This is a genomic window from Caballeronia sp. 11_S32 (assembly GCF_056930355.1).
Genome location: NZ_JBXOWH010000005.1, coordinates 545,355 through 563,159 on the forward strand (window position 1 = coordinate 545,355; position 17,805 = coordinate 563,159).

General features: G+C 63.5%; 15 protein-coding genes. 5 read left to right on the forward strand and 10 right to left on the reverse strand.

From position 1 onward, the window contains the following. Nucleotides 1–31 precede the first annotated feature (31 nt). From AC1Z32_RS37110 to AC1Z32_RS37130, 5 genes are all read right to left on the reverse strand, one after another. Nucleotides 32–1,042, reverse strand: coding sequence for an SMP-30/gluconolactonase/LRE family protein (locus AC1Z32_RS37110; RefSeq protein ID WP_483483842.1), 1,011 nt, complete (start codon nucleotides 1,040–1,042; stop codon nucleotides 32–34). A 12-nt stretch (nucleotides 1,043–1,054) separates the two neighbouring features. Then, on the reverse strand, nucleotides 1,055–2,020 hold the full coding sequence (locus tag AC1Z32_RS37115; protein ID WP_483483843.1) for a hydroxymethylglutaryl-CoA lyase: 966 nt from the start codon (nucleotides 2,018–2,020) through the stop codon (nucleotides 1,055–1,057). Nucleotides 2,021–2,032: 12 nt separating this feature from the next. Beyond that, the gene (locus tag AC1Z32_RS37120) at nucleotides 2,033–3,223 is read right to left on the reverse strand and encodes a CaiB/BaiF CoA transferase family protein (RefSeq protein ID WP_483483844.1); all 1,191 of its coding nucleotides are present in this window, start codon (nucleotides 3,221–3,223) and stop codon (nucleotides 2,033–2,035) included. A 123-nt stretch (nucleotides 3,224–3,346) separates the two neighbouring features. Beyond that, nucleotides 3,347–4,252: a LysR family transcriptional regulator gene (locus AC1Z32_RS37125; RefSeq protein ID WP_483483845.1), complete on the reverse strand. Its 906-nt coding sequence runs from the start codon at nucleotides 4,250–4,252 to the stop codon at nucleotides 3,347–3,349. A 51-nt stretch (nucleotides 4,253–4,303) separates the two neighbouring features. After that, on the reverse strand, nucleotides 4,304–5,599 hold the full coding sequence (locus AC1Z32_RS37130) for an MFS transporter (RefSeq protein WP_483483846.1): 1,296 nt from the start codon (nucleotides 5,597–5,599) through the stop codon (nucleotides 4,304–4,306). Between the two features lie 140 nt (nucleotides 5,600–5,739). On the opposite strand from AC1Z32_RS37130, the gene AC1Z32_RS37135 reads away from it, so the two are divergent. From AC1Z32_RS37135 to dctA, 5 genes are all read left to right on the forward strand, one after another. Next, a complete protein-coding gene (locus AC1Z32_RS37135) occupies nucleotides 5,740–6,444 on the forward strand; it encodes a GntR family transcriptional regulator (protein WP_483483847.1) in 705 nt (234 codons plus the stop codon). Between the two features lie 43 nt (nucleotides 6,445–6,487). Beyond that, the gene (locus AC1Z32_RS37140) at nucleotides 6,488–7,600 is read left to right on the forward strand and encodes an isocitrate/isopropylmalate dehydrogenase family protein (protein ID WP_483483848.1); all 1,113 of its coding nucleotides are present in this window, start codon (nucleotides 6,488–6,490) and stop codon (nucleotides 7,598–7,600) included. A gap of 74 nt (nucleotides 7,601–7,674) precedes the next feature. Further along, nucleotides 7,675–7,974, forward strand: a complete 300-nt coding sequence (locus tag AC1Z32_RS37145) for a putative quinol monooxygenase (RefSeq protein ID WP_483483849.1) — start codon at nucleotides 7,675–7,677, stop codon at nucleotides 7,972–7,974. Nucleotides 7,975–8,270: 296 nt separating this feature from the next. Then, nucleotides 8,271–9,224: a LysR family transcriptional regulator gene (locus tag AC1Z32_RS37150; RefSeq protein WP_483483850.1), complete on the forward strand. Its 954-nt coding sequence runs from the start codon at nucleotides 8,271–8,273 to the stop codon at nucleotides 9,222–9,224. Beyond that, complete coding sequence (gene dctA / locus AC1Z32_RS37155; RefSeq protein WP_483483851.1) at nucleotides 9,221–10,522, forward strand: C4-dicarboxylate transporter DctA; 1,302 nt, start codon at nucleotides 9,221–9,223, stop codon at nucleotides 10,520–10,522. The genes AC1Z32_RS37150 and dctA overlap by 4 nt, the downstream gene beginning before the upstream one ends. On the opposite strand, the gene AC1Z32_RS37160 is transcribed toward dctA, so the two are convergent. From AC1Z32_RS37160 to AC1Z32_RS37180, 5 genes are all read right to left on the reverse strand, one after another. Next, the gene (locus tag AC1Z32_RS37160; protein WP_483483852.1) at nucleotides 10,509–11,291 is read right to left on the reverse strand and encodes a substrate-binding domain-containing protein; all 783 of its coding nucleotides are present in this window, start codon (nucleotides 11,289–11,291) and stop codon (nucleotides 10,509–10,511) included. The two genes, dctA and AC1Z32_RS37160, sit on opposite strands and share 14 nt — an antisense overlap. Before the next feature lie 26 nt (nucleotides 11,292–11,317). Next, complete coding sequence (tcuC, locus tag AC1Z32_RS37165) at nucleotides 11,318–12,616, reverse strand: tricarballylate/proton symporter TcuC (protein WP_483483853.1); 1,299 nt, start codon at nucleotides 12,614–12,616, stop codon at nucleotides 11,318–11,320. A gap of 176 nt (nucleotides 12,617–12,792) precedes the next feature. Continuing rightward, a complete protein-coding gene (locus AC1Z32_RS37170; protein WP_483483854.1) occupies nucleotides 12,793–15,492 on the reverse strand; it encodes a CoA-binding protein in 2,700 nt (899 codons plus the stop codon). Between the two features lie 11 nt (nucleotides 15,493–15,503). After that, a complete protein-coding gene (locus tag AC1Z32_RS37175) occupies nucleotides 15,504–16,802 on the reverse strand; it encodes an ATP citrate lyase citrate-binding domain-containing protein (protein ID WP_483483855.1) in 1,299 nt (432 codons plus the stop codon). Nucleotides 16,803–17,374: 572 nt separating this feature from the next. After that, nucleotides 17,375–17,803, reverse strand: a complete 429-nt coding sequence (locus tag AC1Z32_RS37180) for an SRPBCC family protein (RefSeq protein WP_483483856.1) — start codon at nucleotides 17,801–17,803, stop codon at nucleotides 17,375–17,377. Nucleotides 17,804–17,805 lie beyond the last annotated feature (2 nt).

Sequence of the window (17,805 nt, forward strand, 5' to 3'; positions counted from 1 at the left end):
GGGATCGGTCTGGCTCTGCGGCCTCATCCGATCAGCCGATACGGCGGCTGCGGTGCGGCAACGCCAACCCGGCGATCGGGCTTTCGAACGAACGGATGCAGTCGTCGAGCAGGCAGCCGAGATACGCGGTGCGCATGTCGTGCCCGCCGAACGCGATGCTCGACACATTGCCGAGGCGCGAGCGTCCCGGCGTCTGCATGTCGGCGTGTTGCAGCGTGCCCGTGCGCACGCCGCGCGCGATACGTTCGGCGTGTTCGGCGTCGGTATCGGCGAGGATGACCTGCACATCGCCATCGGGGCGCACGAGCAGTACGCGGTTGCTCGCGATGCATGTCAGCCACAGCCCGCCGTGCGCGTCGAAGGCAAGGCCATCCGGAAGATCGGCGCCATCGAGCTGCGCGACGGTTTCGCGCGGACCGAGCACGGGCGCTTCCGGCTTGCCGAGCAGTGGGAAGCGGCTCACGCGCTGCGCATAGGTTTCGTTCACATATAGCCAGCGGCGGTCGGGCGAGATGGCGACCTCGTTGGTGTAGCCGAGCCCGTCGGCGAGAATGCGCGCGCCTTTTTCATCGACTACACCGATGAAACCGTCCGTCACCGAGTGGTTCCACGCCTCGCTGCGCGGAATCCTGCGCGTGCTGACGGTGAACCACAGCACGCCGTGCTCATCGACGAAAAGGAAGTTGCTGGGCGCAAGCGCGACCCCGTCTACTTCATCGAGCATGGTTTCGAGCGTGCCTTGCCTGTCGATGGAGAAGAGGCCGCCGTATGCTTTGCCGAGATCGGCGAACATCACGCGTCCATCCGGAGAAAGCGCGATGCCGTTCGGCACATAAGCGCGCTTCGAATCGCGCGGCTCGATCAGCCGATGCGTGAGCGCGCCATCGGACGCGACGACCGAATAGCCGCCTTCGCCGTGCGCGGCGATCAACGTGCCGTCATCGAGCGCGAGCACGCATTCGGGCCGCACGAGGCCGCGCGCGACGATCTTCAGATCGCTGAATGACACATGGAAATCGCGGGAAAGAGGGTAGCTTTGCATGCCGTCGATCCTTCAGTTCGGTTGCGCGAAGGCGCGTTGTTCCGGTCGCCCGTCGCTGGCGGCGCAGGGCATCGCGTGCAGATCGAGACGGCGACCCGCCTTGAGCAACTGGCTCGGCACGTCGTGGCCGATCAAGCCTGGCAGAAGCGCTGAAGCGGACAACAGCGCGGCGAGATCGACGCCCGTGTCATAGCCGTCGAGCTGAAGCATGTGAACGAGCTCTTCCGTGCAGACATTGCCCGTCGCGCCGGGCGCATACGGACAGCCGCCGAGTCCGCCGAGCGATGCATCGAACCGGTCGATGCCCGCATCGAGCGCGGCCAGCGTGTTGGCGAGCGCCATGCCGCGCGTGTTGTGAAAGTGCAGCGTGAGTTCGAGCGCGGGGAACCGCTCGCGCGCCGCCGCGCACAACGCGCCGGTCTGAGACGGAAACGCCATGCCGGTCGTATCGCAGAGCGTGACGCCATGCACGCCGAGATCGGCGAATCGCTGCATCCAGGCGAGCACGTCTTCCTGTGCGATGTCGCCTTCCATCGGGCAGCCCATCGCGGTCGAGAGCGACACGTTGATCGCCACCTTCGTCTGCTTCACGACGCCGATCACATCGCGCAATTGCGCGAACGACTGCTCGCGGCTCATGCGCAGGTTCGTGCGATTGTGGCTTTCGCTTACCGACATCACGAGATTGACTTCATCGACGCCGCACGACAGCGCGCGTTCCGCGCCGCGAACATTGGGCACGAGCACCGTATAGACAATGCCTTCGCGCCGCGCGATGCCGTGCATCACCGCTTCGGCATCGCGCAGCGCGGGAATCGCTTTCGGCGAGGTGAACGAGGTCACTTCGATCTTCGCGTAGCCGCACGCGCTCAAGTCGTCGATGAGCGCGATCTTCGCGTCGGTATCGACGAATTGCGCTTCGTTCTGGAAGCCGTCGCGAGTCGCGACTTCCTGGATATAAACACGTTTGCCGGACATGGCGCGCTCCTCTCAGATGATGCCGCGCGCACGCCATGCGTCGCGGGTCTCGGAATCGATGCCGATACGTTCGAGTACCGCATCGGTGTGCTGGCCGAGCGTCGGCGCCTGGCTCCCTATCGTGCCGGGCGTCGCGCTCAGCTTCGGGACGATGCCGGGCACTTGCACCGGTGTGCCGTCGTGCAGGTGCGCATCGAGGATCATGTCGCGCGCGCGATAGTGCGGGTCGCTCGCGATATCGGCGACGTCATAGATCTTGCCGGCGGGAATGCGCGCTTCGTTGAGCGCGGCGAGCACGTCGTCGAGCGGCTGGCGATTCGCCCATTCGGCGATGGCGGCGTCGACACGCTCGACGTGCTTCACGCGACCGTCGTTCTGTGCGAGAGCGGGATCATCGGCGAGATCGCGGCGGCCGATCAGATCCATCAGGCGGCGGAAGATGCTGTCGCCGTTGCCCGCGATCAGTGCATATTTGCCGTCCGCGCAGCGATACGCGTTCGACGGCGCGATGCCCGGCAGGCTGCTGCCCGCCGGCTGACGCACCGCGCCGAACGCGGAGAACTCGGGCAACAGGCTTTCCATCATGTTGAAGACCGATTCGTACAGCGCGACATCGATCATCTGTCCTTCGCCGCCGTTCTGATCGCGATGACGCAGCGCGAGCAGAATGCCGATGACACCATGCAGCGCGGAAAGCGAATCGCCGATGGACACGCCCACGCGCACCGGCGTGCGGCCGGGCTCGCCGCTCAAATGCCGCAAGCCGCCCATGGCTTCGGCGACGACACCGAAGCCGGGCCGGTCGCGATACGGTCCCGTCTGGCCGTAGCCCGAGACGCGCAACATGACGAGACCGGGATTGAGCGTGTGCAGTTCATCCCAGCCGAGGCCCCACGCTTCGAGCGTGCCGGGGCGGAAGTTTTCGATCAGCACGTCGCTCTGTGCGATGAGCTTTCGCGCAATGTCCTGCCCTTCGGGCGAGCGAAGATCGAGCGTCAACGATTCCTTGTTGCGCGACTGCGCCGCCCACCACACCGAGGTGCCTTCGTGAAGCAGGCGCCATTTGCGCAGCGGATCGCCCGTGCCGGGCGGTTCGATCTTGATGACCTGCGCGCCGAATTCGGCGAGCATCTTTCCAGCGAAGGGACCGGCGATGAGCTGTCCCATTTCGAGCACGCGTATGCCTGCGAGCGGCTTCGTCACGGTTGTCTCCTGTGAAGCGTCGTCATATGGATGCGATGCTTCACTGTGAAACAAACCGGCCACACTGAAAATCAATGAATTTTCAACGACCCTTTCCGTTTTGGAAAGGCGCCGGGAGCCTTGTCAGGCTTGTGTTTGCGCGGACATGAAATCGAACAGACGGGTGGCTTCCGGCGAAAGTGCATCACGCGAGCGGGTGCCGATCCAGAGCGTGCGGTCCGCCCAGTCGTCGAGGAGGCGAACGGGACGAAGGCCTGCTGCGAGAATCTCGGTGCGCACCGCCGCTTCCGGCAATACGCCGATGCCGAGTCCTTGCTCGATCATTCTGCAGATACCGTCGAAACTGCTGACCTGAATTCGAACCTTGAGCGTGCGTTCGGCGCTGAACGCGGCGTCCAGCAGTCGCGCAAGGAGCGAGCTGCCTTCGTTGAGACCGACATACTCGTAATCGAGCGTATCGACGAAGGCAACCTGTTCGCGCGATGCGAGCGGATGATCGTTCGGCGCGAGCAACACGAGCCGGTCTTGCCGATACACCGCTTTGTCGATATTCGGCGCGGGCACATTGTCCGCGAAGATGCCGATATCCGCGTCGCCGGTCGTGACGGCCGCGACGATATCGCCGCTCAGGCGCTCTTCCAGCGATATCTTGACGCTCGGGTTATCGGCGAGAAAGATGCGCACATCACGCGGAAGGAACTGCACGATCGCCGACGTGTTCGCCCACATGCGCACATGACCGCGCACGCCGACGGCATAGTCGCTCATCTCGTTGGCCATGCGGTTCACGCGTTCGACCACCTGACGCGCATGCGCGAGAAGGCCCTTGCCGGCGGCGGTCAATTCGACGCCGCGCGGCTGGCGCAGCAGCAACGTGCAGCCGGTGCTGCGCTCGAGGTCGGCGATGCGCTTGCTCACCGCCGACAGCGTCATGCTCGTACGATCGGCGGCGCGTGTCAGACTGCCGGTTTCCGCGACGACGATGAAAAGCCGCAGCGAATGCAGGTCGTAATGAAAGTAGCTCGTCATGATATGGCTTCACGTGAATCGTGCCGTGCCGCCACTGTAACGGAAACGCGCTCACGCGTGCCGTGCCGCCACTGAACGCCGGCTCGACACGAGCAGCAACAGGATGCCGACGATCTGCAGCGCCATCACCGGCGTCAGCGCGACGGCGAAGCTGCCCGTCTGCTCGCGGATCACGCCGATCAGATACGTGCCGGCGAAACCGGCGAGATTGCCGACCGCGTTGATCTGCGCGAGTCCGGCCGCGGCGGCCCGCGGTCCCAGGCGCTCGCTCGACAGCGCCCAGAAAGGGCCCTTGAATGCGTATGTGCCAACGAGCGTGAGGATGAGACAGAGCACGGCGGGCGCAAGCTGTGTCGTCATCGTGCAGGCGCCGAGCGCGATGGCCGACAGCGTGAGCGGCAGGGCGGTGCTCCAGACGCGTTCGCGCTTTTTGTCGGAGCGCACGCCCCACCAGATCATCGCGACTGAAGCGACGGCGAACGGAAGCGCGTTCAGCCAGCCCGCCTGAATGTTCGACAGCCCATAGCTCTTGATGATCTGCGGCTGCCACAAGGACAAGCCGTTGCTCGCCGCCGACGTTCCCGCATACACGAGCGACAACAACAGCACTTGCGGATGGAACATGATGCGCCACGTGCGTTCATCGTGAACGGGCGCATCGAGTTCGCGTTGCGCGCGCTCGGCGGCGAGCGTGCTGTTCAGCCAGCGCTTCTGATCCGCGTCGAGCCAGCGCGCGTCGTTCGGCTGGTCCGGCAGCCAGATATACGTGACGATCGCGAGCAACATCGCCGGAATCGCTTCGATGATGAAAAGCCACTGCCAGCCGTGCAATCCGCCGATTCCCTGCATGTTGAGCAACGCAGCCGAGATCGGCGAGCCGACGAAGCTCGAGAGCGGCACCGCGACATAGAAGAAGCTCACGATGCGTCCGCGATGCGCCGCTGGAAACCACTGCGTCAGATACAGGATAACGCCCGGAAAGAAGCCCGCTTCGGCTGCGCCGAGCAGAAAGCGGATTGCATAGAACGAGTTCGGGCCGCTGACGAACGCGGTGAGGCCCGAGATCACGCCCCAACTGAGCATGATGCGTGCGATCCACTTGCGCGCGCCGAAGCGCTTCATCGCGAGATTGCTCGGCACCTCGAAGAGGAAATAGCTGAGAAAGAACAGACCGCCGCCGAGCCCGAACACCGACGGACTGATGCCGATATCGCGGTTCATCTGAAATGCCGCAAAGCCGACGTTGACCCGATCGATGAACGACACGAGATAGCAAAACATCAGAAAGGGCACGAGGATAGTGGTCACCCGCCGCAACGTGGCGGGACCGATCTGGGTTGTTTCCATGCGGCTGCGTCTCCTGTTGTATGCCGGTTGGACCGGCTCCTGCATGTCGATGAAAAACCGTGAAAATATCTTAACGTATACATTGATGAATGTGATAACTTATCGACTAAGAACTTATACGAGCATGCGGGAGGTGATTCATGGCCACGGATACGGCGTCGTCGCGGGTATCGGAGAAAGAGAACGCGGCGGGCAAGATGAGCGCGACAGCTTATGTCGCGATGCGAAGAAACATTCTGGATAACGTCTGGACGGTGGGTTTCCAGGCGACCGAGATCGAGATCTCGGAAATGCTCGGCATGAGCCGCACGCCCGTGCGCGAGGCGTTGATGCGTCTTCAGCAGGAAGGGCTGATCAAGGTGACGCCGCGTCACGGCATGCGCGTGCTGCCGGTCTCGCCAGACGACATGAAGCAGATTTACCAGATCCTCACGTCGCTGGAATCGACGGCGGCGGAACTCGTCGCGGCGCGCGGCCTGAGCACGGAGGAACTGAAGCCGCTCAAACGCGCGAGCGAAGCGATGGACGAAGCGCTCGCCGCCGACGATCTCGACGCGTGGGCGCGAGCCGACGAGCAGTTCCACACACATCTGCTCGATCTATGCGGCAACGAGATGCTGCGCAGCGTCGTGCTGAATTTCTGGGACCGCGCGCATCGAGCGAGGATGGTCACGTTGCGCATCCGGCCGAAGCCGGTCAATTCGACGAAGGAACACAGCGCGCTGGTATCGGCGATTCGCAAGGGCGATGTCGCGAAGGCGGGCGCCGTGCAGCGCGCGCATCGCGAGCGCGCGGGCGAAGAGTTGCTCGGCTTGCTCACCCGCTTGGGACTCAGTGCGCTCTAAAAGGCGTTCGAGGCATCACGAAACACTCACAGAGGTCAGGTCCATGTCACAAGTCAGCCCATCGGAACTCAAAATTGCGGTATTGCCCGGAGACGGTATCGGCGTAGAAGTCATGAACGCGTGCATCGCGCTGCTCGATGCCGCGCAGAAGCACGACAAAGGCCCGACACTCCAGATGACTTCGTACGAAGCGGGCGCGCAGCACTATGCGCGTGCGGGTTGCGCGCTGCCCGAACGCACGCTCGATGCCGCGCGCAACGCGCATGCGGTTCTGTTCGGCGCGATGGGCTGGCCGGACGTGCGCTATCCCGACGGCACCGAGCCGATTCCGCAACTCGATCTGCGCATGGCGCTGGACCTTTACGCGGGCGTGCGGCCGATTCGCTGGTTTCCGGGCTTGCCGAAGGTGCTCGCGAACGAACGCGCGACCGAGATCGACTTCGTGCTCGTGCGCGAGCAGACTGAAGGCCTTTTCTATGCGCGCGGGCGCGGGACGGTCGACAACGAAGCGGGCGAAGCGTACGACACGATGCAGATCACGCGACGCGGCACCGGGCGGATCAGCCGCTTTGCCTTCGAACTGGCCGAGCGGAGAAAGGCGCGTCGCGGCAAGGCGCGCGTGACGTGTGTCGATAAGGCGAACGTGTTCACGTCGATGGCCTTCTTCCGCAATGTGTTCAATGACGTCGCGCGCAAGTACGAGAACGTTTCGGCCGGCCACGCTTATGTGGATGCGATGGCGCTGACAATGGTCGCGAAGCCGTGGACGCTCGATGTGCTCGTCACCGAAAACATGTTCGGCGACATCCTGTCCGATCTCGCGGCGGGGCTCATTGGCGGAATGGGCATGGCGCCGTCGGCGGATATCGGCGATGACCACGCGCTGTTTCAGCCTGCGCACGGTACGGCGCCTGACATCGCGGGACAGGACAAGGCCAATCCCGGCGCGATGTTCCTGTCCGGTGCGATGATGCTCGACTGGCTCGCCGATCGTTTCGATCAGCCCATGCTGGCGCGACGCGCGCGCAACATCGAGAACGCGTTGCAGATGGTGCTGGCGAAGGGCGAAGCGCGCCCGATGGAATACGGCGGCTCCGCCGGTACGCGAGCGATGACCGAAGCCGTCATCGCAGCGCTGCCTTACGCCGGCAAATAATCCACCGCAAGCCGGGCCGCGATTGCGACCGGCACGCAAACGGCAGCATTCGCACATTTCAATCCACTTTCGACATGTTCATCATTGCTGTGACGTTCACGGTCCACGAGAGACATCGGGACGAATTTCGCCGTGCGATTCTCGCGAATGCCGCGACATCGCTGAAGGAAGAGGACGGCTGCATCGTGTTCGACGTATGCGAGTCGCACGACCGTCCGGTGTTCTTCCTCTATGAGAAATACATCGATGAAGACGCGTTCAAACTGCATCTCGCCTCGCCTCATTTTCTCGGCTTCGATCGCGAGTCAGCGCCATGGGTGAGTGAAAAGACAGTTGAGCGGTTCTTGCTGTTGCCGCACACGTCGCACCTTTAGGACTTCCTCGGCCGGGTCCGGCAAACGACTGCCGCCAGGCTGAAACGTGGCGTTGCTACCGGCGCGGCCGTTCCCGCTCGTAGACCTGCCGTTGTTTCTTCAATCGTAAGGGCGCGTACCGCCGGATAGCGTGCCGCATCCAAACCTTGGCGCTCGCACCCGTTTCCACCTGACAGCCTCCGACGAACCTCGTCGTGTTCGAGACGCGCGCGAAGAACATTTGCGCCCGGTCCTTTACCTGGATACGTCCGCCCGCATCATGCAAAATACTCGCATTTCAGATGCGGAGGCGGGGAGTGGCCGTCAACTTCGACTTGAATGACTTGCAGGCGTTTCGAGCCGTCGTGGAGCTGGGCAGCTTTCGTAAGGCAGCCGAGGCAGTGAATATCTCGCAGCCGGCGTTGAGCCGCCGCATCGACAAGCTCGAGGCCGCGCTCGGTGTACGCCTCTTCGAGCGCACGACGCGCAGTGTCACGCTTACCACCGTTGGCCGCGTGTTCGCTCCGAGCGCGGAGCAGCTCCTCGACGATCTCGATGTTGCCCTGCTCGGTATCCGCGATGTGTCGTCGAGCCGGCTGGGCCACGTGACCATCGCCTGCGTGCCCTCGGTCGCTTACTACTTTCTGCCGAACGTGGTCGCGAGCTATCATCGCCGCTTTCCGCGCATCAGGGTCAAGCTGCTGGACTCCAGTGCCAACGAAGTGCTCAGTTCCGTCATCAGCGGTGAAGCGGATTTCGGCGTGAGCTTCCTCGGCAGCCAGGAGTCCGAGGTCGAGTTCAAGGTGCTGTTGCAGGAGCGCTTCGTCGCCGCGTGCCGCCGCGATCACCCGCTCGCCCGAAAAAAGCGGGTCACCTGGAACGAACTCTACGAGCACGAATACGTGTCCGTCGATAAAACGTCGGGTAATCGCCTTCTGCTCGATCAGGCGCTTTCCGCTGTCGCGCCGCGCACGCCGAGCGTATGCGAGACGCGTCACGTCACGACCATGCTCGGTCTGATCGAAGCGGGTCTCGGTGTCGCGGCAGTCCCTTCGATGGCCATGCCCGTGCGCGATCATCCTGTCCTCACGAGCGTGCCGCTGGTCGATCCGGTCGTGAAGCGGCGCGTCGGCATCGTAAGACGGCGCGGCAGGCCCCTCACGCCGGCGGCGGAACAGTTCTACCGCGCCATCATCGAAATGAGACGAGGCGGCGGCGCGAGTAGCGACGATTCCGACACGCCAACAAGGAGCAAGAGGAGAACTCCGTGACTTTGGCCAGGCCGCTTCGGCTGCTGTATGTGCAGGTCTTGCTTGGCATGGCGCTCGGCGTGGCGATCGGTCATTTCTGGCCGCAGGCGGGCGCCATGCTCAAGCCGGTGAGCGACGCATTCGTGGGCCTCGTGCGAATGATGATTGCGCCGATCGTCTTCTGCACGATCGTCTCGGGCATCACGTCACTCGCGAGCGGCACGACCATCGGGCGCACGATTCTGAAGGCACTGGCGCTCTTCTATTGTCTGACGGCCGCGGCGCTCGTGCTTGGACTGGTGACCGCCTATGTGCTGCGTCCCGGCGCAGGCATGCATATCGACGTGCATCGTCTGGATACCAGCATCATCTCGCAATATGTGAAGCATTCGCAGCCGCATGGGCTCGTGGAATTCGCGCTCGGCGTGATCCCGGAGACGATGCTCGGGGCCTTCGAGAAGGGCGAGGTGCTGCCGGTACTCCTGCTTTCGCTGCTGTTCGGCTTCGCGCTGAACGCAAATCCACGGGCGGGGAGACCGGTGCTCGACTTCATCGACGGCATCGCGCAAACGCTCTTTCGCATCCTCGCGATGATCATGAGGCTGGCTCCCATCGGCGCATTCGGCGCGATGGCGTTCACCGTGGGGCGCTTCGGCATCCGCTCGGTCGGCTCGCTCGGCATGCTGATGGTGTCGTTCTATGTGGCGTGTGTGCTTTTCGTCGCGCTGCTGCTCGCACCGCTCGCGCGACTGCATGGCTTTGCGCTCTGGCGACTGCTGCGCTATCTGCGCGAGGAGTTGCTGATCGTCCTCGCGACATCGTCGACGGAGCCGGTCCTGCCACGTCTGATAGGAAAGCTCGAGGCACTCGGCTGCGACAGGGGAATCGTCGGCCTCGTGTTACCCGCGGGCTATTCGTTCAATCTCGACGGCACGGCGATCTATCTGACGCTCGCCTCGATATTCATCGCCCAGGCATGCGATGTGCCGCTTTCCGGTCCGCAAATCGCGACGATGCTCGCAGTCATGCTGCTCACGTCGAAGGGGGCGGCCGGCGTCTCCGGAAGCGGGCTCGTGGCGCTCGTCGCGACGCTGACCGTCATTCCCGATCTGCCGGTCGCCGGCGTGGCGCTGCTGGTCGGCATCGACCGGTTCATGTCCGAGGCACGCGCGCTCACGAGCGTGGTCAGCAATGCGTGCGCGGTGATCTTCGTCTCGATGTGGGAGGGCGCGTGCGACCGCGTGCGTCTGGCGCAGGTCTTGCGCGCCGCTCCGGCCCGCGAAGCCGAGGACCCGGTCACACGGGTCAATGCGCCGTGACGGAATCGAGGCCGGTCGCTTTCACCTCGGGTTGCACGTCGGGCGACGCGAGATAGTCGAGCAGGGCTTTCGCTTCCTTTGGATGCTGCGCACCGACCGGGATGCCTGCGGCAAAACGGGTGACCGATTGCAGGGATTCCGGGATTTTCCCGACGAAAGTCGCGCCCTTGACCGGCAATAGCTCGCTCACCTGCTGAAAGCCAATTTCATAATCGCCGTTCGCGACAACCGAAGCGACGGGAATCCGCGGAATCATCTTCGCCTTCGGCATCACCTGCTCCGCGATACCGAGCTTCTTGAACAGTTCCCGCTCGATATACACGCCGCTCGCGCTGTCCGAGTAGGCGATCGATTTCGCGTGCAGCAGGGTCTGCCTGAGCGCTTCGACCGAGCCTATGTCGGGCTTCGACGCGCCGTCGCGCACGACCACGCCGATACGCGAGTCCGCCAGCTCCACCCGCGATCCGGGCACGACCTTGCCCTGCTTGATCAGCTCGTCGAGCGCATAGCCGACCATGATGACGGCGTCGGCGGGCTCGCCCCGTTCCAGCCGGTTGGGAATGGCTTCGGGCGATTTGCCCATCGAAGGTCCGAGCGCGGTATCGAGCGTGTTGCCCGTCGCGGACGTGAACCTCGGTCCAAGCAGCTTGTACGCGGCGGTGAAGCCGCCCGAGCTCATGACATGCAGTTCGGCAGCCTGCACGTTCGCCGACGCGACCGAAGCCGCGACGAGCGCCACGCCAAAGATTTTCAGAAGCAGGTTTTTCATGGATGAAGTCATGTCCTGTTGCGTGGTCAGTGAGCCGGCGTCAGCGTCACCGCGCGACGACGGTACAGCGCGAACGTGGCGCACAGCGCGCACACGGCGGCGAAGCTCATCCAGATGCCCGGTGCGGCCTTGTCGCCGGTGAAGTGAATGAGCGCCGTGGAGATGGCGGGCGTGAAGCCGCCGAACACCGCCGTCGCGAGACTATAGGCGAGCGAGAAGCCCGCGACGCGCACTTCGACCGGCATCACCTCGGTCAGTGCGACGACCATTGCACCGTTGTAGAGGCCGTACATGAACGAGAGCCACAGCAGCACGAGCAGCATGTTGACGAAGCTCGGCGCGTGAGCAAGAAACGACAGCGCCGGGTACGCGGTCGCGATGGCGAGCGTGGTCATGCCGAGCAGCAGCGGACGACGGCCGATCCTGTCGGAGAGCGCGCCGCCGATCGGCAGCCAGATGAAGTTCGACACACCGACGCACAAGGTCACGAGCAAGCTGTCCGCGGTGCTCAGATGCAGGACCGTCTTTCCGAAGGTCGGCGCGTAGACCGTGATGAGGTAGAAGCTCGTGGTGGTCATCGCCACCAGCATCACGCCTGCCACGACGACGGCCCAGTTGCGCGCGAGCGTGCGGAAAACTTCGTTCATCGTCGGGCGATGCTGGCGTGCCTTGAATTCCTGCGTTTCCTCGAGATTGCGGCGCAGCATGAAGATGAACGGCACGATCATGCAGCCGACGAAGAACGGCACGCGCCATCCCCACGAGGCGATGGCCGTCGTGTCCAGCGTTTGATTGAGCACGAAGCCCAGGGCCGCGGCCACGACGATTGCGACTTGCTGGCTCGCGGATTGCCAGCTCGTGAAGAAACCCTTGCGGCCGGGCGTGGCCATTTCGGCGAGATACACCGAGACGCCACCGAGCTCCGCACCCGCCGAGAAACCTTGCAGCAGGCGTCCGAGCAGAACGAGCGCAGGCGCGAGAAGACCGATGGTGGCGTAGCCCGGCACGAACGCGATCAGGATCGTGCCGCTCGCCATGATGGAGAGCGTGACGATGAGCCCCTTGCGGCGGCCCACATCGTCGATATACGCGCCGAGAATGACCGCGCCCAGAGGCCGCATCAGAAAGCCCGCGCCGAAAACCGCGAAGGTCATCATCAGAGAGGCGAATTCACTCGCTGCCGGAAAAAACACGTTGGCAATCTGCGTGGCGTAGAAGCCGAACAGGAAGAAGTCGAACTGCTCCAGGAAATTGCCGGCCGTCACGCGAAATACGGCTGCGGCCTTCGACTGTCCTGGCGATTGAGTATGAGATGACGCGTGCATCGAAGTGTCTCCTGAATCCTTGAAATGCGCGGTGGGCCCGCGGATTTGTGGTTTCGCGAATAGTGGCCCTAACCGGCCGAAACGATAAGTGCAAAATTTCGAACGATTGATGTTCCATGGTTATCAATCGTTCGCGCCGGCGGCGTGCCCGCGAGCAGCGCCGCCGGAGCCGGATGTCAGGCCACGAAGCGGCACTGCGAAGCGGCTGTGCGCGTGTCCATGTTGCGGCCCCGGTTGAGGTGATCGTCGATTTCCGCGGCGCAGCCGAGCATGCGCGGATACAGAAAGATCGTGAACGCCGCGGTCTCGAGATCCGCCTCGCTGAATGCCCCGCGTTTGAGCGGCTGCCACAGCATTTTCAGCAGCAGCGCGGCGATCACGGCATCGACATTGACGCAGTAGACGTTGCGCGACACGCCCGCGTCGAACAATGCCTGCACCAGCGCGCGGTAGTACGCATGGAACGCGTTGTACTCGCCTCGCGCCTCATAAATCCCGGCGATGAACACCTCGCGCGGATCGTGATTCACCGGCTTGTCCTTGAAGACCGGGTGATTCACGCCAGGCAGCTTGGCGATGTCGAGGCTGCCTGCATGTTTCTGGCGAGCCTTGTACTGCGCGTAGTGCTCGACGGAACGCTGCGCGAGCGCTTCGAGGTCGACGCCGTGATGCGCGTCGGCGGGATCGTCGAGGCCGCTGTCGCGAAACGCCTCGTTGAGAAACGCGATACCTTCGTAGCCGTTGCCGCCGTGCGTATAGCCGGTGTGCGTGAGAAAACCCGTTAGCGCCTTGTTCAGTTGCACGCGTTCGGGAGATTCGGGCCCGTCCGCCGACACCGCGCCCTTCGCGCCCTGTGCCGAAATCGCTCCCGGTCCGTTCGTGAGCAGCAATCCGGTCAGTGTCCTGAATGCGAACAGGTCGTCGGCGGACGGCTTCAGGCCGAGCAACGCCGCGAACGCGATTTCCGTCAATGAGCGTTCGCCGAGCAATGCCTCGGTGGAAAAGTCGCAGAAGCTGTCCGGGTGGTGGCGCGACGCATCCGCCGAGGCACCGATCAGCGTGCCGAAGAGCTTCGTCCACCATGGCAGGCTCTCCGCCGTCAGACGCGACACGCGCTTTCGCATGAGCGGGCCCCAGGCGAGTGTCGTCGTGATCGCCGCGAGCACGGCGTCCGCGCGTGGATGGCCCGGGCCGTTGGCAAGCCATCGCACGAATGCCGAACTCACGCCGCGTGCGGCCAGCCCGGCGAGCATGGCTTCGGCTTTCGGGTCGGGTTCGTCGGAGAAGAGTGCCGCGCTGCCTTCGGTGTCGATCGTGTCGATGTCGAAATCGCGATCGAACGCGTCAACGAGTTTTGCTGCCGCGAAGCGGTCGATCATCAGCCTGGCCGCCTCGCGCGCCGCGCGCTGGCGATTCGGCCCGACGATCGCAGCGGCGGCGGCGAGCACCGCATTGGGCGCATTGCCCGCCTCGCGCGCCGCTTGCGCCGCCGCCAGTTCAGGCGTGCCGTACAGGTTCACCGCCGCACCGACCGCGACGTCGATCAGTTTCTCGTCGTTCGCGCCGCCGGACTCGCGCAACAACGCGAGGCACACGTTCGCTTCGAAGGAATGCGTCGCCGCTTCGAGCATCGATACGCCGTGCAGGCTGCTGACCTGCGTTTTTGCGTCCATCAGCGAGGCGCCCGAGGCGTCTTTCAACGGCTGACGCGGCGGGATTGCGCCGATCTGGTCATTGACCCGCGCCACTTGCTCGTCATACGGTGCTACTGCTTTCACGACTGCAAGCGCGAGCTCGTCGGGCAACTCGAGCCCCTGATTCGAGCCGAACCACGGCTTGAGCGCGAGACTGCCTTCGGGCTCGAAGTCGGGCATCGTCGCGTTTGCGCGCATCACCGCCGTAAGCGCGGCGGGAATATGGGCGATGTTCGTCACCACCGCGCCCTTCGCCGAGCAGCACGGATCGCCGGGCGTGAAGAGCCGTTCGACGCCGAATTTCTCCATGAACCAGCGTTCCTTCGCGAGCGCGTCGTCGGCGCCGCCTGCCATCGCGCCCGCATGTCCCACTGCGCGCGTGAGACGGCTCTTCCAGCGGCCCACCACGCATGCGACCACGGGCTTGGTGAAGTGCGCGTCGGCCTCGTAGTATCCGCCGGGCTCGCAGTACAGCACGGCGGCCTTGCTGCGCGCGTCGTTGGCGAGCGCGAAGGCGAATTCCGGCGCGGCATAGTGAATGTAGACATCCTTGCCGCTGGAAATGACCGTCGATGTGCCCCAGCCGCTCATTCTCAAGTACTGCGCGATCGTGGTGCTGAAGCCGCCCGAGTTCGAGAAGATTGCGATCGACCCCTGGCGCAAGGTCGCGCCCGGATCGTCACCGCCGAGCGCGCCGCCGATTCGCACGCGCTGCCACGAGTCCGCCACGCCCAGCCCGTTTGCGCCGAAAATGTCGATGCCCGCCTGCTGTCCCATCGCGCGGATCTCACGCGCGTCGTGCACGGCGATCTTCTCCGTGATGATGAAGATCTTGCGCAGATCCGGATTCACGCGGATCAGTTCGGCCACGCCGTCGCGCGCGGCCGAAGGCGGCAGGTAGACGACGCCGCAGTTGAATCGATGGCCGGCTTCCAGACCCTCTCGCACGTTGTTGAAGACGGGAATGTCGCCCGCGGGCGTCGCGAGCACCTGTCCGCCTTTGCCGGGCGCGGTGCCGAACACGACATTCGCGCCCGAAAACGCGTGACTCACCGGCGTCACGTCCGACGACTCGCCCCCGAGGATATTGAGCACGCAGACGCGATCTTCGCGCGTGGCGATGTGCGCCAGCGACTGGATTCCGACGAAGTATTTGAAGTGACTATTGCCTTGCTTGTGCATGTTCGATCTCCTCAGGCCGATGCAGTGTGCGATTGAGCGTCGCGCGCGCCGATCCGCGCCGCGACCTGCGCTCGCCCGCCCGATTGCATCCACAAGTCGGCACGGCGCGCGTACTGGATCACCTCGCTGATATCGGAGTCGAAACCGAAGAGGCGATAAGGCAGGCCGAGCGAATCGCAGGTGTCGCGCAGTGCGGACATGCCGCGCACGAGGTTCGGGCCGCCGCGTCCGAGCACGACATAGAGCGGCGTCGGACCGTGCTCGCTGAAGTGCTCGCGCAGCGCATCGGCCATTGCGCGCAGCGTTTCGTAGATGTCGGTGTTGTTCGACTTGCCGCCGATGATGAACAGCACGTTGGACTGCTTCAGCCAGTGTCTGAAGCAGATGCGCGCCACTTCCTTCATCTTTTCATACGGAGGATTGCCGCCGAAGTCCGACGAAATGATGGCCGCGTCGCCCAGCATTTCCGTGACGAGCGAGTTCGCGCCGCCGCCGAACGTGGGCGCGAGTATGGTGCCGCGCTCGTTGATCACGTACACATCGCTTTGCCCCTGGTGCGTGCGAAGCTGATTGATCTCCTGCTCGAAATCCGAGTAATCGGCGGCGAACAGATGCGCAGGCAAACCGAGGCGCGAGAAGCGCGGATCGTCACGATCGAACCCGCACTTGAAGTCGCAGGCCACGGGCGTGAGGCGTCCCTTCTTGTCCTCGCGCATGCGGATCGGATTGAGTTCGAGCGTCGTCATGCCGAAGTCGTGGAAGAGCTCCCAGAGCTTCGGCAACTGCTGCACGAGCGGCGAGATGATTTCACGCGGCGCGCCGATTTCACTCAGCGCATTCGCGACGACGAAGGCCTTCAGTCCGGTCAGCGCATCGAACGGCACCATCGCGACGTGCTTCGGATCGACTTCCTCGATATCCATGCCGCCCATGTGTGAGAGCGTCATCGTCGGTGCGCGAAAACGCGTTGAATCGGTGATCGAAAAATAGACTTCGTGCGTGGCCGGTACGCCGGCCTCGAATGTCACGCCGTTTGCTTTCGCCTTGACGTGTCCCACTGCGTGCTCGGCGAAATACAGCCGCTCCTTCTCCGATAGCGCCGTCTTGAGATCGGCCGCGCGGCCGAGAAGACCGGCCTTGCCTTTCTTGCCCACGCCGCCCTTGAATACAGGCTTGATGAATATCTGCCCATGTCGGTCGATGAGCGACTTGATCTCTTCTTCGCTCGCGCCGGGGCCCAGCACTTCGCTGGAAGGAAAGCCGACGAATTGCAACAGGCGCGCGCCGTGCAACATTCCGGTGATCTGCATCTGAGTGTCTCCTGAATTTCAAGGCAATGACGAATGAAGCGGGTACTGGGGTATTCATTCAGCTCGCTTTGGCAGGCGCGAGATGCACCGCTGCCGTGTCACGCTCGAAAGCGGCGGCAGGATTCACGTAGCGAGGTGGGTCAGGCGAGATGCGCGTCGGCGACGTAAGCGGCAGCCGTGATGGGCTTGCACTGCGATGCGGCGAAACGCTGTTGTGCGCGTTGCGCCTGTCTCCGATGCGTTCTCTGTCGATGCGTTTATGAACGTCTTGAGCATCGATATTTGCTCAAGACGCCCAGAACGAGAAGTGCAATTTTTAGAAGCATTGATGTTCAAACGTTATCAATGCCGGAACGGGAGGAAGCGCCGCAGCGCGTGAGGCCGGGCTAGCCGTCGGTGCGAGGAAGGAGGGAGAGGGCGCATCGGTGAGCGCATGCTGCGCGGGCGGCGAGGTTGTCCTGTCGAACAACGATCTATTCGATGCTTCCCAGACGCGAAGACAGATGTGGATCAGATCACCGCGCAAGCGGCCGGCCTCGAACAGAGGCCGGCCGGACTTGAGTGCGCGGAATTCAGCTGAGGGCCTTCTTGGCGAGCGCCGCCGCAAGTGCCTGCAGACCGTCCCGGTAGATGCCTTCGAAGAGTCTCGATGCTTCTTCGTCGCTTACGCCATTGGGAGTGAACTCGCCGGACCAGTCGACTTGCGATGCACCGCCCGCCTCGATTTCCCGCACATGCAACGTCGAGCGGTAGCCCGTGACCGGAAACGGCGCTTCCAGGATCGAATAGGTGTAGCTGCGCGCGCGATTATCGAACGCTTCCAGACGTTCGACGATCACTTCGCCGCCTGGATTGGCGAGATGCCGCACGCGGCCGCCTTCGCTCAATTCGCTGGACGGAATGTAGGGCAACCAGTCTGGCAGAGAGTTGAATCCGCCGATCAGTTGCCATACCACGTCGGGCGAAACGGGAATCCGGATGGATGAACTGGCTTGTGCCATGT

What these genes read in the sequence shown, in the direction of transcription:
- AC1Z32_RS37110 (WP_483483842.1), bottom strand. Translation starts at nt 1,042, where the DNA reads ATGCAAAGCTACCCTCTTTCCCGCGATTTCCATGTGTCATTCAGCGAT.
- AC1Z32_RS37115 (WP_483483843.1), bottom strand. Translation starts at nt 2,020, where the DNA reads ATGTCCGGCAAACGTGTTTATATCCAGGAAGTCGCGACTCGCGACGGC.
- AC1Z32_RS37125 (WP_483483845.1), bottom strand. Translation starts at nt 4,252, where the DNA reads ATGACGAGCTACTTTCATTACGACCTGCATTCGCTGCGGCTTTTCATC.
- AC1Z32_RS37130 (WP_483483846.1), bottom strand. Translation starts at nt 5,599, where the DNA reads ATGGAAACAACCCAGATCGGTCCCGCCACGTTGCGGCGGGTGACCACT.
- AC1Z32_RS37135 (WP_483483847.1), top strand. Translation starts at nt 5,740, where the DNA reads ATGGCCACGGATACGGCGTCGTCGCGGGTATCGGAGAAAGAGAACGCG.
- AC1Z32_RS37140 (WP_483483848.1), top strand. Translation starts at nt 6,488, where the DNA reads ATGTCACAAGTCAGCCCATCGGAACTCAAAATTGCGGTATTGCCCGGA.
- AC1Z32_RS37145 (WP_483483849.1), top strand. Translation starts at nt 7,675, where the DNA reads ATGTTCATCATTGCTGTGACGTTCACGGTCCACGAGAGACATCGGGAC.
- AC1Z32_RS37160 (WP_483483852.1), bottom strand. Translation starts at nt 11,291, where the DNA reads ATGAAAAACCTGCTTCTGAAAATCTTTGGCGTGGCGCTCGTCGCGGCT.
- tcuC (WP_483483853.1), bottom strand. Translation starts at nt 12,616, where the DNA reads ATGCACGCGTCATCTCATACTCAATCGCCAGGACAGTCGAAGGCCGCA.
- AC1Z32_RS37170 (WP_483483854.1), bottom strand. Translation starts at nt 15,492, where the DNA reads ATGCACAAGCAAGGCAATAGTCACTTCAAATACTTCGTCGGAATCCAG.
- AC1Z32_RS37175 (WP_483483855.1), bottom strand. Translation starts at nt 16,802, where the DNA reads ATGCAGATCACCGGAATGTTGCACGGCGCGCGCCTGTTGCAATTCGTC.
- AC1Z32_RS37180 (WP_483483856.1), bottom strand. Translation starts at nt 17,803, where the DNA reads ATGGCACAAGCCAGTTCATCCATCCGGATTCCCGTTTCGCCCGACGTG.